This is a genomic window from Marisediminicola senii, assembly GCF_011057645.1.
Lineage (GTDB): Bacteria > Actinomycetota > Actinomycetes > Actinomycetales > Microbacteriaceae > Marisediminicola > Marisediminicola senii.
In genome coordinates this window covers 20,148-32,691 of record NZ_JAALGE010000035.1, presented here as the reverse complement: position 1 = coordinate 32,691, position 12,544 = coordinate 20,148, and the positions used below count along the sequence as shown (strand labels likewise).

At 70.9% G+C, this 12,544-nt stretch carries 14 protein-coding genes; 4 read left to right on the top strand and 10 right to left on the bottom strand.

Going from position 1 to position 12,544, the window contains the following annotated elements:
* Positions 1-248 precede the first annotated feature (248 nt).
* Complete coding sequence (locus tag G5S38_RS11220; RefSeq protein WP_165068564.1) at positions 249-968, top strand: DUF998 domain-containing protein; 720 nt, start codon at positions 249-251, stop codon at positions 966-968.
* A complete protein-coding gene (locus G5S38_RS11215) occupies positions 965-1,519 on the top strand; it encodes a metallophosphoesterase family protein (RefSeq protein ID WP_165068561.1) in 555 nt (184 codons plus the stop codon). The genes G5S38_RS11220 and G5S38_RS11215 overlap by 4 nt, the downstream gene beginning before the upstream one ends.
* 7 nt (positions 1,520-1,526) lie before the next feature.
* Here G5S38_RS11215 and G5S38_RS11210 read toward each other — a convergent pair whose 3' ends face one another.
* The 7 genes from G5S38_RS11210 to G5S38_RS11180 all read right to left on the bottom strand — a co-directional run bounded on the left by G5S38_RS11210 (position 1,527) and on the right by G5S38_RS11180 (position 7,252).
* Positions 1,527-2,489 (bottom strand): Kiwa anti-phage protein KwaB-like domain-containing protein, encoded by a 963-nt coding sequence (locus G5S38_RS11210; protein WP_165068558.1) that lies wholly within the window; start codon positions 2,487-2,489, stop codon positions 1,527-1,529.
* Positions 2,486-3,007 carry a hypothetical protein gene (locus G5S38_RS11205; protein WP_165068556.1) on the bottom strand — a complete coding sequence of 174 codons (522 nt, stop codon included), beginning with the start codon at positions 3,005-3,007 and terminating at the stop codon, positions 2,486-2,488. Before G5S38_RS11205 ends, G5S38_RS11210 begins: the two co-directional genes overlap by 4 nt.
* A gap of 88 nt (positions 3,008-3,095) precedes the next feature.
* Positions 3,096-3,803 (bottom strand): glycosyltransferase, encoded by a 708-nt coding sequence (locus G5S38_RS11200; protein WP_165068553.1) that lies wholly within the window; start codon positions 3,801-3,803, stop codon positions 3,096-3,098.
* Positions 3,803-5,155 carry a bifunctional PIG-L family deacetylase/class I SAM-dependent methyltransferase gene (locus tag G5S38_RS11195; RefSeq protein ID WP_235929028.1) on the bottom strand — a complete coding sequence of 451 codons (1,353 nt, stop codon included), beginning with the start codon at positions 5,153-5,155 and terminating at the stop codon, positions 3,803-3,805. The genes G5S38_RS11200 and G5S38_RS11195 overlap by 1 nt, the downstream gene beginning before the upstream one ends.
* A 58-nt stretch (positions 5,156-5,213) precedes the next feature.
* Positions 5,214-6,443 carry an acyl-CoA dehydrogenase family protein gene (locus tag G5S38_RS11190; protein WP_235929027.1) on the bottom strand — a complete coding sequence of 410 codons (1,230 nt, stop codon included), beginning with the start codon at positions 6,441-6,443 and terminating at the stop codon, positions 5,214-5,216.
* Between the two features lie 63 nt (positions 6,444-6,506).
* Positions 6,507-7,067 (bottom strand): GNAT family N-acetyltransferase, encoded by a 561-nt coding sequence (locus G5S38_RS11185; protein ID WP_235929026.1) that lies wholly within the window; start codon positions 7,065-7,067, stop codon positions 6,507-6,509.
* Complete coding sequence (locus tag G5S38_RS11180; protein ID WP_328796717.1) at positions 7,064-7,252, bottom strand: PspC domain-containing protein; 189 nt, start codon at positions 7,250-7,252, stop codon at positions 7,064-7,066. The genes G5S38_RS11185 and G5S38_RS11180 overlap by 4 nt, the downstream gene beginning before the upstream one ends.
* A 73-nt stretch (positions 7,253-7,325) precedes the next feature.
* Between G5S38_RS11180 and G5S38_RS11175 the strand changes: the two genes are divergently transcribed.
* Positions 7,326-9,020 carry a long-chain-fatty-acid--CoA ligase gene (locus tag G5S38_RS11175; RefSeq protein ID WP_165068547.1) on the top strand — a complete coding sequence of 565 codons (1,695 nt, stop codon included), beginning with the start codon at positions 7,326-7,328 and terminating at the stop codon, positions 9,018-9,020.
* Between the two features lie 51 nt (positions 9,021-9,071).
* On the opposite strand, the gene G5S38_RS11170 is transcribed toward G5S38_RS11175, so the two are convergent.
* Positions 9,072-9,710, bottom strand: coding sequence for a DedA family protein (locus G5S38_RS11170; RefSeq protein ID WP_235929025.1), 639 nt, complete (start codon positions 9,708-9,710; stop codon positions 9,072-9,074).
* Between the two features lie 23 nt (positions 9,711-9,733).
* Positions 9,734-10,396, bottom strand: coding sequence for a hypothetical protein (locus G5S38_RS11165; RefSeq protein WP_165068544.1), 663 nt, complete (start codon positions 10,394-10,396; stop codon positions 9,734-9,736).
* 170 nt (positions 10,397-10,566) lie between these two features.
* Between G5S38_RS11165 and G5S38_RS11160 the strand changes: the two genes are divergently transcribed.
* Positions 10,567-11,574, top strand: a complete 1,008-nt coding sequence (locus G5S38_RS11160; protein WP_165068541.1) for an NADP-dependent oxidoreductase — start codon at positions 10,567-10,569, stop codon at positions 11,572-11,574.
* Positions 11,575-11,664: 90 nt separating this feature from the next.
* Here G5S38_RS11160 and G5S38_RS11155 read toward each other — a convergent pair whose 3' ends face one another.
* Positions 11,665-12,507 (bottom strand): DUF3097 domain-containing protein, encoded by an 843-nt coding sequence (locus G5S38_RS11155; protein ID WP_165068539.1) that lies wholly within the window; start codon positions 12,505-12,507, stop codon positions 11,665-11,667.
* Positions 12,508-12,544: the final 37 nt, after the last annotated feature.

Genomic DNA, 12,544 nt, shown 5'->3' with positions numbered 1-12,544 from the left:
CCCCCCCCGCTCCGGCGGGGGCCGGGACCCGGCCCGCCGGCCCCGGGGGGTGCGCCCCCGCGCCACCCGGACCCCCCCCCCCCCCCCCCCGGGCCCCCCCCAGGCGTGCCCCCCCCCCCCCCCCCCCCCCGGCAGTACCCGCAGTACCGATGCCCGCGTCGCCCCGATCCGGTGGTGGCGCGGGCATCGTCGTGCGCGCCCGCCACCGGCGCGCGCTCGCCCATCGTGCCCTCGCCTAGGCTGATTCCATGCGCCGCGAGAGACGACTCCTGGTCGCCGGATCCATCCTCATGCTCGGGTTCGTCTACCTCGCGTTCGAGTTCATCGCCGCCATGGCCTGGACCGACCCGCCGTACGACTGGGCGCGCAACTTCATCTCCGACCTCGGGTTCTCCGACTGCGCGGTGGTCGACGGCGATCGCATCTGCTCGCCGCTGCACCCCCTGATGAACGCCGGCCTGCTCATCCAGGGCAGTATCTTCACCATCGGCAGCATCCTCGTCGTGCGGCTGACCCTGCCCGACCGCACGCGCCGCCTGGTCGCCGGAGTCCCGCTGGTGCTGTCCGGGGTCGGCACCTTTTTCGTCGGCGTCTTCCACCAGAGCCTCGCCCTCTACGAGGCAGACCTCAACTGGCTGCACATCCTCGCTGCGACCCTCGCCATCGGCGCGGGCAACATCGGCATCGTGCTGCTCGGCGCATTCCTGCTGCGCTCGGCAGAGTGGCGCTGGTACGCCATCGCCATCCTCATCGTCGGCATCGTCGGGCTGGTCGGCTCGCTGCTGCTCATCAACGACATTGATTTCGGACTCGGCATCGGACTCATCGAGCGCATCGCGGTGTACCCGCTGAACACCTGGACCATCGGCACCGGGGTCGGGCTGCTCGTCAAGGGCGCCAGGGACTCGGTACTGCACGGCAGGGCGAGGCGCGCGGCGGCGGCGGCGCCGGCATCGACCGCGTCATGAGTGCCGCTCCCGGCACGCGCCTCGTCATCATCGCCGACACGCACCTCCCGAAGCGGGCGGCTGACCTGCCGGCCGAGCTCTGGACCGCGATCGACTCCGCCGACGCCGTGATCCATGCCGGTGACTGGGTGGATGCCGCGCTGCTCGATCAGCTCGAGGCGCGCTCCGCAGCCCTGGTTGCGGTCTGGGGCAACAACGATGGCCCCGAGTTGCGCGCGCGCCTTCCCGAGACCGCGGTGGCCGAACTCGGCGGCGTGCGGTTCGCCGTCACGCACGAGACCGGCGCCGCCACCGGGCGCGAAGCCCGCGCCGACGCCCGCTTCACGGCAGTCGACGGCGCCGCCCTCGACGTGCTGGTGTTCGGCCACAGCCACATCCCGTGGGACACCGTCACGCCTCGCGGGCTGCGCCTGCTGAACCCGGGGTCGCCGACCGATCGCCGCCGGCAGCCGTTCTGCACGTACCTGACGGCGACGGCATCCGATGGAGCGCTGGTCGACGTGATGCTGCACCGCCTGCCCCCGCGCCCGGTGAAGGCGAAGCGGGCCTGACGGCCCGTCACCCGTCGATGCGCTGCTTCGATCCCGCCTCGTACTGCCGCTGGGTGAGCTCCGACCGCAGAAAGTCATCGGCGAGCACCTTGGGGATGAGGTAGCGCTTCTGCGGTGACGCCTCGAAGACCAGTCGTCGCTGCTCGCCCTCCCCCGCCACGGCGATGGGAATCTGCGGGTTCGCGTCGAGGAAGGCCACCAGCCGCTCGGTCGTCAGGGCCTCGGCATACGACGGGTCGGCGTCGATGGTGCGGCTGAGCTGCGCCATCTTGGCGATCATCGCCGGGTCGCTGGCCACGGCCTGGGCCAGCTCCGCTGCACCGTCGATGTCGAGCCGCGTGGTGGCCGAGGCGAATGTCTGCCTCGCCATCGCCCGGGCGCGGGAGTCGGAGCCGAGCGCGCGCTGCAGTGTCGTCGGCGCGGTCACCACCACCACGCCGTCGACCACGAGCACGTCGAACCGGGGCTGGTAGTAGACGATCTCGGCATCGATGCGTTCGTAGACGCCGCTCCGGGGAACCAGGATGCGCAGGCCGCTGGCCCGCCTCGTCGCAATGCCGGGCCCCTTCACCCGGTATGCCACCATCGCCTGCCCGGTCGGGCCGTCGACCCGGTGCGCCAGCGCGACGACCGGCTTTCCGCCGGCATCGAGCTCCGGATCCGGCCCGGTGACGAGTGCGTGCACCGCCGCCAGGTGCGGCACCTGGGCGAGGTCGTCGACCAGCGCCTGCCCCGCAGACACCTGGTACGACGGGTCGTACGGCAGCAGCTCGCGGTCCGCGACCCGGCCGGCGAACCCCAGCACGTCGACGATCACCTCGGCGGCGACATCGCGCTCGAAGTCGACGCGGCTCGCGACGCCATCGGCAAGCGAGTCGCCCCGCACCAGGTAGTTCGCGAGCGCGGGCCCCGCCTCGGCCGCGGCGATGGCCGCCAGGATCGTGGCGCGCGCGGCCTCGACGTCGGTCATGTTCTCTCCAGGTCGAGGTACAGCTCGTCGCTGAACCGGGTGGCGGTCATCGTCTCGGCCGGCAGGCCGCGCCTGCGGCTGAGCACGGTGACCACGAGGCCAGACTCGCTCTCCACCTCGAAGATGCGAAATCCGAGCACGGTGAGGATCGGGTTGAGGTGGTAGAGCCTGCCCCGCACGTAGACGACCACCAGCAACAGCAGGAGCACTCCCGTGGCGGCCCAGGCCTGCGGGTCGTCCGCGAAGAACGCGGCCGCGATCGGCAGCACGAACGACGACATGAAGGTGAGCACGTCGCGGTCGGTGTGCCGCACCTTCGCGTAGCGGATGCGGCTCAGCTGCAGGCGACCGGCACCGCGCAGCACGAGCCCGACGAGCAGGGCGGGCAACGCGCACGCCACCACGAGCGCCGTCGTCGCCACGGGAGAGGCGAACGGCGAGCTCACCAGCGCCAGGGCGACCAGCACCGGACTGAACGCCGACGCGAACAGGCCGACGCCGACAAGGCTCTCCCTCATCGCCCGCCCCGCCCCGTGCTGTCACCGTTCATGGGCAGCACGCTACCCCCGGCCGCCGACAGCGCGTCGCCCATCGCAGTGCGTCGCCTCAGTAGTTCTCGCGCACGTACGCCGAGTACCCGCCGGGGGTACGGCCGTCGGTGCGGGCCGACGTGACGACGTGGCAGCACCCGGCCGTGACGACCGCCGCGGCATCCACCCTCTTGGCCAGCAGCACGTCTTCGTGCTCGGGAAGCGACGGAAAGCCGCCCGCCGCCAGGTACGCATCGGCGCGGATGCCGAGGTTGGCGCCGTGCACCCTGGCCACCCCGCTGTCGTCGGTGTCGTGGCGCTGCCTCCAGGCCGCGTACTGGAACGGGGTCAGGTCGCGCGGGTCGGGGGTGACCGAGCCCAGCATCACGGTGGTGCCGGACGCCGCCAGCTCGAGCTGGTGGGTCACCCAGTCTGCGGGCACCCGTGAGTCGGCGTCGGTGTTCGCAATCCACAGGCGTGATGGATGCCGCGCGCCCGAGGTGCGCATGGCGTGCGCCACCCCGTCCGCACGGGCCGCTCCCACGTTGCGGTGGGCGACGACCACCGTCTCGACGCCCGGGGATTCCGCGGCGATCGCGGCGGAACGGTCGACGCAGTTGTCGAGCACCGCCACGATCCTCACCACGGGGCCGCCGGGCGTGGCCGCGGCGGTCGTGGCAACCCGCAGGGCGTCCAGGCACTCGGCGAGCAACGCTTCCTCGTCGTTGACCGGCACCACGACCACGAGCTCGTCGATCGCCGAACCCGACTCTCGGGGGTGCATCACAGCAGGCCGGTCTCCCTCGCGACGGAGGTGGCAGGCGGGCGCACGAACACGTCGAGCAGGAAGTCCTCCTCGCGGTGCTCGGCCAGCCGGGTGAAGCGCGGGTCGGACCGGAACGCGGCGTGCACGTCGTCTCCCGCCTCGGGATAGCCCTCTACGGGGTGTCGCCAGTGGCACGCGATCACGACACCGTCGTCCGTGAGCGACGCGTCGATGCGGTCGAGCGCGCGCTCGAGGTCGTCGGCACTCCAGTAGTAGGCGACCTCCGAGATCACGATGAGGTCGAAGGTGCCCTCCGGCCACTCCGTCGGCGCCTCGACGCGCGAGACCTCGACGTGTGCCTGTTCGATGAGCCGCTTGCGGGCCTGGGCGATCGGCTCCTCTGCGATGTCGGTTGCGACGAGCTTTGCGCACCGGCCAGCGAGCTCTCCGGTGAGCACGCCGATGGAGCATCCGATCTCCAGGCCCGATGCGAACAGCGGGCGCGGCAGCGACGCCATGGTGAGGGCGCGCTTGCGAATCTCGTACCAGCGGGTACCAAACCCCCAGGGGTCGTCCTTGCCCGCGTAGAAATCGTCGAAGAAGTCGCTCGAGAGCGTGCTGCTGCCGAGCGGCGACACGTAGACCTCGAACGGTCGGAGGAAGTATTCGCGAAACGCTTCGCTGAGCAGGGTCTCGTCGCCCGCCTTGTCGGAGAGCGGTTCGTTCTGGCTGTGGTGCGCCTCGATCGCGAGCGCCTTCGCCGCAATTTCGATCTCGTCGAGCTGCAGGCTCACGAAGCGGCTCCACGGCACTGCAGGGTCGTGCGGCTGTGCCCAGTGCCACATCCACACCGGATACTCGAGAACCTGGCACCCCGTCGCCCTGGCCACCCGCACCGCCACGGCGCCCGCAGCGTCGTGGTCGCCGTGTCCGTCATTGCGCCACGGCGCGACGAGCAGGGTGCCGGCGTCGAGGCCGAGCGTCTGCAGGTGCGCCGTGAGGCGATCGGCGGTGTCGCGCAGCCCGCCGTCCGGCAGGTCGAGAAAGTCGATGGTGGCGAGCGGCGCGACGGCCTCGACCGCGGCCCCCAGCTCCGCGCGCCTGATGGTGGCGAGTTGCTGCGGGGTGACGGTGGGTGATCGTGGATGCGACGCCGCCCCGTTCGTCGCCACGACGACGTGCACTGGCACGCCGAGTGCGGTGGCCCTGGCCATCAGCCCGCCCGCGCCCAGCGACTCGTCGTCGGGGTGGGCAGCGACCACGACGAGGCGGGTGATTCCGGTCAGCTTGAGGGCGGGAACCGACGGCCAGGGCGCGGCGGTGAGCCAGTCTTCCTCGGGGGTTCCGGTTGCGCGGTGATCGAAGGTCACGATGGCTGCTTTCCTGGTGCTGGTCTGCTGCGGGTGCTCGCCCCGTGCGATCGGACGGTCACCACGACTGCGCCCCCGTGTCGCGGAGGGCGGAGCCGAGGGCGGATTCGTCTCGTTCGGCGTGGTGCTGGCGTATGTACAGCTCGAGGTCGGCGACGCGCGCGGCGTGCACCGGGTCGAGGGCGAGGGGCGAGGGCCCCAGCGCGTGGGCCGCGCGCCGCAGGATGTCCTCTGCAGCGCCGGCGACGATGGTGCGAGTACGGAGCGCGAGGATCCGGGCCGCCGCGCGCTGCGCCGGTTCTCCGTGGCCGGTCGAGTGAGCGCTCGCGTCGACCTGGGCAGCGTCGACCTGGGCAGCGGCATCCAGCAGGGCGAGCCGGCCGGTCTCGATCGACACGTCGGCACCGCCCAGGTGCATGAGGGCGATCTGGTCGGGCGTTCCGGAACGCACCCTGCGGTCGATGGCCCTGGCCACGCCGAGCGCGCCGCCCCACCAGACCGCGGCGACCCCGATGCCACCCCAGGCGAACCCGGTGCGCTCGAGGTACCAGCCCGCCGCGCCGACGGGCACGGCGGCGACACCGTCGAACCGCACCGGACCACTGGGAATCTCCGACAAGCCCTTCGCGACCCACGTCGAGTCGTCGACGGTCACCCCGGCATGGCGCAGGTCGACCGCGAAGAGCCGGCGCACGGTGCCGCCGGGGGCGGCACCACTGGCGGGCGCCGTGCCGTCGCCTGCGGTGCTGACGGCCGCGCTGTCGACGGCCGTGACCAGCGCGTGGCTGAGCCGGCCGGCGAGCGAGCACCACGCCTTGCTGCCGTCGATGCGCCAACCGTCACCGGAACGCGTCGCGGTGAGCCCATGGCCCGGCGCCTCGGCGGCGAACACTCCCCACGTGCTCGTGGCGTCGACCCCGACGTGGGCCAGGTCGGGGTGCGCGCCTGCGGTCTGGCCGAGCTCGGCGAGGATCGCCAGCGCGTCGAGGTGCGGCTCGACCGCCCTCGCCACGGTGAGGTCGGTCGCCGCGATGGTCGCGAGCGCCTCCCAGCTGTCGAGTACCTGCTGCGGGCCAGCCGTGTTCTGCAGCGCGCGCCCGAGCTCGACCGCCAGCTGCAGCGCGGCGGCGATGTCGCCGGTCGCCGCCGCCGTGCGCCCGGCCAGCGCTTCGAGCGACTCCGGTGTGTCGACCGACGTGGGCACGTCAGCGCCGTCGGGCACCACGACCTCGATGCCACCGGCCGGGATGCGACGCAATGACGCCGCAGCGATCCGACTTTGGCTCATGCAGGAGAATCTAGCGCCGCACGGCTGAACGTGCTGCCCCATTGCGCACCGCAGGGGCGTGGGTTACGGGCGGGCTGCGGAATGGTCGATGGATGCCGCCAGCAACGCCACCTGCACGGCTCCGCCCTTGGTCGACTGCCGGGCGACCTCGGTGAAACCCAGCCTCCGGTGAAAGGCGAGTGACCGCGGATTCGGCGGCTCGACGTTGACCTCGCAGGTCACCTCACGACGCCCTCCCGCCCGCGCCAGCGCGAACACCCGGTCATACAGCGACCGCCCGATTCCCGATCCCCGGGTGGACTCGGCCACCACGATGCGGTCGACGTACAGGTGGTCGGTGCCGCGCTCCTCGAAGAACCGGTAGTTCTCGCTCGCGTAGTCACGGCCCGGCTCGACGGCGATGAGGAACCCGACGACGCGCACACCGCTGTCGCCGTCGCCGTCGCCGTCCTTGTGGTCGACGACCACGAGCGCGTGGTCGCTCACCGCGAGGAGGGCGGCGATGTCATCGGCATCGGCCAGCGGCACCGCGGGCACGGCCGAATTGTTGAGCTCGACCACCGCGGCGATATCGGCTGCCTCGAGGTCTCGAATGCGCGGGTGCGTCGCACCGGAAGTGGTCACTTGGCGCGCGGCGGCTTGTTCTCCGAGGGAATGGTGATCCACAGCACCACGTACAGCACCCAGAGCGGCCCGGGAATGAGGCTCAGCAGGATGTAGATGATCCGCACCACGGTCGGGCTCCACCCGAAACGGCGAGCGATGGCGGCACAGACTCCGGCGATGATTCTGCCCCGGCTGGGGCGCATAAGGCGATTCATACCCCTACCCTGCCGCATTGTTCCGACCTCGACCACATCTCCGACCCGCCAGAATGGTGCCATGAGTGCTTCCCACCCGCGGCCATGGTTGTCCCGTTACGCAGAGAACGTGCCCGATGACGTTCCACTCCCCGCCGGGAGCCTCTCCGGCATCGTCGACGATGCGATCGCCCAGTATCCCGAGAACGTCGCCCTCGAGTTCTTCGGTCGCACCACGACCTACTCGCAGCTCGGCGAGCAGATCGCGGCCGCCGCGGAGGGCCTGCGCCTGCTGGGCGTCAAGAAGGGCGACCCCGTCGCCATCGTGCTGCCGAACTGCCCGCAGCACGTGGTCGCGTTCTACGCGGTACTGCGCCTCGGCGCCATCGTCGTCGAACACAACCCGCTCTACACTCCACGCGAGCTGCGCCACCAGTTCGAGGACCACGGCGCAACGGTCGCCATCGCGTGGAACAAGGTCGTCGAGACCATCCAGGCCTTCCCGAACGACGTCACGGTATCGACGATCGTGTCGGTAGACCTCACCGAGGCGATGCCGCTGCGCACGCGCCTCGCGCTCCGACTGCCGATCCGCAAGGCGAAGGAGGCTAGGGCCGCCATCACCACCACCGTGCGCGGCACCACCCCGTGGTCCGATGTCGTCTCGGCGAAGCCGATCTCCCACGACGTGGTGGGCCCGACCGCGAACGACGTCGCCGTGATCCAGTACACCAGCGGAACGACCGGCTACCCGAAGGGCGCGGTTCTGACCCACCTCAACCTCGGAACCAACGCCGCACAGTCGCGCGCGTGGGTGCCGACGGTCGAGCGCGGCACGGCCATCATCTACGGCGTGCTGCCGATGTTCCACGCGTTCGGCCTCACCCTGTGCCTCACCTTCGCGATGAGCCTCGGCGGCCGGCTGGTGCTGTTCCCCCGGTTCGACGCCGACCTGGTGCTCACCGCGATCGCCAAGCGACCGCCGACGTTCCTCGCCGCGGTGCCGCCGATCTTCGCCAAGCTCACGACCGAGGCGGGGCGCCGCGGCATCTCGCTGAAGGGCATCGAGATCGGGATCTCCGGCGCGATGCCGCTGCCGCCGGAGATCGTCGACAAGTGGGAGGCCGCGACCGGGGGCTACCTCGTCGAGGGCTACGGCCTGAGCGAGACCTCCCCCGTCCTGATCGCCAACCCGGTCGGGCCGAGCAGGCTGCCCGGCGCCATCGGGGTCCCCGTGCCCAACACCGACATCCGCATCGTCGACCCGGAGAACCCGGTCTCCGAGCGCCCGCAGGGCGAGCCGGGCGAGCTCCTCGTGCGTGGGCCGCAGGTGTTCCGGGGCTACTGGAACAAGCCGGACGAGACCGCCGAGGTGTTCGTCGACGATGAAGATGGCCGGTGGTTCCGCACCGGTGATATCGCCACCATCGACGAGAAGGGCTTCGTCAGGGTGGTCGACCGCCTCAAGGAGCTCATCATCACCGGTGGCTTCAACGTCTCCCCGAGCGAGGTCGAGACCCTCCTGCGCGACGCGCCGGGGGTCGCGGACGTCGCGGTCGTCGGTCTGCCGAACGACCACAGCGGAGAAGACGTCGTCGCCGCCGTCGTGCTCGAGGATGGCGCGACCCTCGACGTCGAGGCCATCCGCAACCACGCCAAGGATTCGCTGGCCAGGTACAAGGTGCCGCGGCGCATCGTGCAGGTCGACGAGCTCCCCAAGTCGCTGATGGGCAAGGTGCTCCGCCGCAAGGTGCGCGACCAGCTCAGCGCTGAGTAGCCGGGGCGGTATACCGGCGCACGCCCCGCCCGCGGGTGGGGCGACGGAGGGTCAGACCCGTCGCCGCGCCCGGAGCCGGCGCACGACCAGGGCGACCACGATGGCCACCACGACCGCGATGACGGCGTAGTCGAGCACCTGCGAGTACTGGTCGACGAGTTCGTACTGAGTGCCGAGCGCATAGCCGCCGCCGACCAGGATCGCGTTCCAGACCGCGCTGCCCGCGAAGGTGAACGCGCTGAACTGCCAGAACGGCATGTGGGCGGCCCCGGCGGGCAGGGAGATCAGGCTGCGCACCCCGGGAATGAGGCGACCGAAGAACACCGCCGACCTGCCGTGCCGCGAGAACCAGCCGGCTGCGGCCTCGAAGTCCCGGCGGTCGACGAGCGGCAGCTTCGACAGGGCCGTGATGGTGCGCTGCTCGCCGACCTTGGCCCCGAGCCAGTACAGGATGGCGGCGCCGACATAGCTGCCGACCGTGGCCGACAGCAGCACGAGCCAGACATTCATCTCGCCGCTGAACGAGATGAAGCCCGCCAGCGGCAGGATCACCTCACTGGGAATGGGTGGGAACACCGTCTCGATGAGGGTGAGCATGCCGACGCCGACCTCGCCCATCGCCCCGATGACCCGGGAGGCGATACCGACCAGCCCGGAGAGTTCGTCTGTGGATGCCGCGGCCAGCGGCACTCCGACCGACCCGGCCAGCGCGCTCAGAATCCGAAGTCCCCTCCGCCGAAGTCTCCCCCACCGAAGTCTCCTCCACTGAAGTCACCCCCGCCGGAATCGCCTGCGGCGACGTCGCCACCACCGGCGTCACCGCCGCCACCGTCACCGTCGGCGTCACCGCCCGCATCTGCCGATTCGCTGCCAGAGGCATCCGCCCCCGCTCCGTCCATCGGAAGGAAGCTGCTGACGATCGCGGAACCGATGACGTACCCGGCAACGGTTCCCAGCAGCGATCCGCCGACCATGCCGGCGAAGCCCATTCCACCGCGACCCTGCTGGCCCGCGCCCTGGTCGCGGAACGTGCGGGCGAGGGTTCCCGGCCGCTGCATCTCGGCCCGAGTGGCCGCGGTGGCGAGGCTCGCGGGCTGGGCGTCGGCCGGCCGCTCGGTGGGGTCGACGTTGTTGCTCAGCTGGCGGAACAGCAGGTCGCGCTGCTCCTCGGAGAGCTTGGCGAACGCCTCGGTGTGCACGCGCTCGATGGTCTCGGGGGGCGCCGTGCGCAGTAGGTACTGGTAGCGCTCCACGGCGATCTCGTCTTCGGAGCGCTGTGGTGGGGCCGGATTACCGCCTGCGGCGGGCCGGGGCGGCTGATGCTGGCCCTCCGGCTCCTGCTCGGGGCGGCCGAGGAGGCGGTCGAGAAATCCCATGTCGTGTCATTCCTAAGTTCGGGGAGCTGAGCGGTCAGGTGATGACGGGGCCCGTTCGGGACTGGGCCGATTCGTAGCTGGGCCGATTCGTGACTGGGAAAATCATCCCAGTAGAAGCTGGCAGGCACCACCACCGCGTGTTCCCCCGCACCTCGGAGCACAATGACCCCATGTCACCCAACCGTAATCGCACGCCGCGAACAGTGCAGTTCGCCAGCTTCGGGGATGCCGGAGTGCTGGACATCGTCGAGATGCCACCCCCCGTCGCCGGCCCGGGGGAAGTCGTCGTCGAGGTCCTCGCCGCCGGCGTCAACCATGTCGAGGCCTTCCTTCGCCAGGGCAGGTTCACCGACGAGCTCCCGGTCGACCTGCCGGCGCGGCAGGGAACCGACTTCGCCGGCCTCGTCACCTCGATCGGCCCCGGGGTGACGAGCTTCGCCAGGGGCTCCGAGGTGCTCGGGCACACCAGCATGGCGTCGCACGCCACGCACATCGTCGTTCCGCAGTCGCACCTGGTGGCCAAGCCGCCGTCTCTCGAGTGGGAGGTCGCGGGCAGCCTCTTCCTCGCCGGTCTCGCGGCGAGCGAGGCGATCCGCCGCGTTCGGGTGAACCGGGGCGACACCGTCGTCATCTCGGCCGCCGCCGGAGGGGTGGGCAGCATGGAGGCGCACCTCGCGATGAACGCCGGCGCCACGGTCATCGGTACCTGCGGCGAACGCAACTTCGACTACCTACGGCAGATCGGCGTGAAGCCCGTCGTCTACGGCGATGGGCTCGCCGACCGCATCCGCGAGATCGCCCCGCGCGGGGTCGACGCCTACATCGACAACTTCGGGGAGTACAACAAGGCCGTGGCAGATGACCTCGGGGTCTCAGCGTCGAGGTTCCAGTCGAGCGAGAATCGCCGTGATATCGAGCTGCGGGCGATGCGCCCTGGCCCGGAGGACGTGGCGGCGCAGACGTCGACGCTCGCGAGACTGGCCGGCCTCGCCGCCGAGCGCAAGGTGCGCGTGCTCATCTCGGGGTTCTACCCGTTCGACCAGGTGCGCGAGGCCTTCGACGACCTCGAGAAGAAGCACTCCCGCGGAAAGGTCGTGCTCGGCATGCGGCCGGTCGACAACTCGTTCCACGGGCTGGGCGGTCGCAAGGTGCGCGACATCCACGAGAGCAGCGCCTGACGAGAGCAGCGCCTGACGAGAGCAATGCCTGGCGAGAGCAGCGCCTGGCCTGCCGGGCCCTGCCCACGCCATGAACCTGCAGCGTCGCGCCTACTCCTCGGTGACGAAGTCGATCAGCTGCTCGACCCTGCCGAGCAGACTGGGCTCGAGGTCGGCGTAGGTGCGCACCGACCCGAGGATGCGCTGCCACGCCGCGGCGATGTCGGCCTGGTCGTCGTGCGGCCAGCCGAGTGCCTCGCAGATGCCGTGTTTCCACTCCATCGAACGGGGAACGGTCGGCCACTCGCGCAGTCCGATGCGCGCGGGCTTCACGCCCTGCCAGACATCGACATATGGATGACCCACCACCAGCACCGACTGGCGAAACGGCCCGCGGCTCACAGCCTCGGCGATGCGTGACTCCTTCGACCCCGGCACCAGGTGGTCGACCAGCACGCCGACCCGCCTCTCCCGGGACGGCCCGAACCCCCGCAGCACCGCCTCGAGGTCGTCGACGCCCTCGAGGTACTCCACCACGACGCCCTCGACCCGCAGGTCATGGCCCCACACCTTCTCGACGAGCTCGGCATCATGCCGGCCCTCCACGAAGATGCGGCTCTGCCTGGCGACACGGGCCGGCGCGTCACGCACGGCGATCGAGCCCGACGCCGACCGGGTGGCGAGGGGCGAGGCTGGCGCTGCGGTGGGGATGGTCAGCGCGATCGGCTTGCCGTCGATCATGAACCCGGGGCCCAGCGGAAACACCCGGATCTTTCCCCGGTAGTCCTCGAGCTCGACGAGCCTGCCCGATACGCGCACCACGGCGCCGCAGAATCCCGACGCGGTCTCCTCGACCACGAGGTCGCGGTCCGCGCGGACCACGGGAAGGGGGACGCTCGGGGCACGCCGGGAGAATCCGGCGAGCACGTCGCCGCCGTACCTGTCATCGGTCATCCTGCGAGGCTATGACGCGTCAGATCGGGCATCGCCG

Bases quoted from the DNA above. Each gene is read 5' to 3' on its own strand.
- G5S38_RS11220 (WP_165068564.1), top strand. From the start codon at position 249: ATGCGCCGCGAGAGACGACTCCTGGTCGCCGGATCCATCCTCATGCTC.
- G5S38_RS11205 (WP_165068556.1), bottom strand. From the start codon at position 3,007: ATGAGGGAGAGCCTTGTCGGCGTCGGCCTGTTCGCGTCGGCGTTCAGT.
- G5S38_RS11175 (WP_165068547.1), top strand. From the start codon at position 7,326: ATGAGTGCTTCCCACCCGCGGCCATGGTTGTCCCGTTACGCAGAGAAC.
- G5S38_RS11180 (WP_328796717.1), bottom strand. From the start codon at position 7,252: ATGCGCCCCAGCCGGGGCAGAATCATCGCCGGAGTCTGTGCCGCCATC.
- G5S38_RS11215 (WP_165068561.1), top strand. From the start codon at position 965: ATGAGTGCCGCTCCCGGCACGCGCCTCGTCATCATCGCCGACACGCAC.
- G5S38_RS11190 (WP_235929027.1), bottom strand. From the start codon at position 6,443: ATGAGCCAAAGTCGGATCGCTGCGGCGTCATTGCGTCGCATCCCGGCC.
- G5S38_RS11200 (WP_165068553.1), bottom strand. From the start codon at position 3,803: ATGCACCCCCGAGAGTCGGGTTCGGCGATCGACGAGCTCGTGGTCGTG.
- G5S38_RS11155 (WP_165068539.1), bottom strand. From the start codon at position 12,507: ATGACCGATGACAGGTACGGCGGCGACGTGCTCGCCGGATTCTCCCGG.
- G5S38_RS11165 (WP_165068544.1), bottom strand. From the start codon at position 10,396: ATGGGATTTCTCGACCGCCTCCTCGGCCGCCCCGAGCAGGAGCCGGAG.
- G5S38_RS11210 (WP_165068558.1), bottom strand. From the start codon at position 2,489: ATGACCGACGTCGAGGCCGCGCGCGCCACGATCCTGGCGGCCATCGCC.
- G5S38_RS11160 (WP_165068541.1), top strand. From the start codon at position 10,567: ATGTCACCCAACCGTAATCGCACGCCGCGAACAGTGCAGTTCGCCAGC.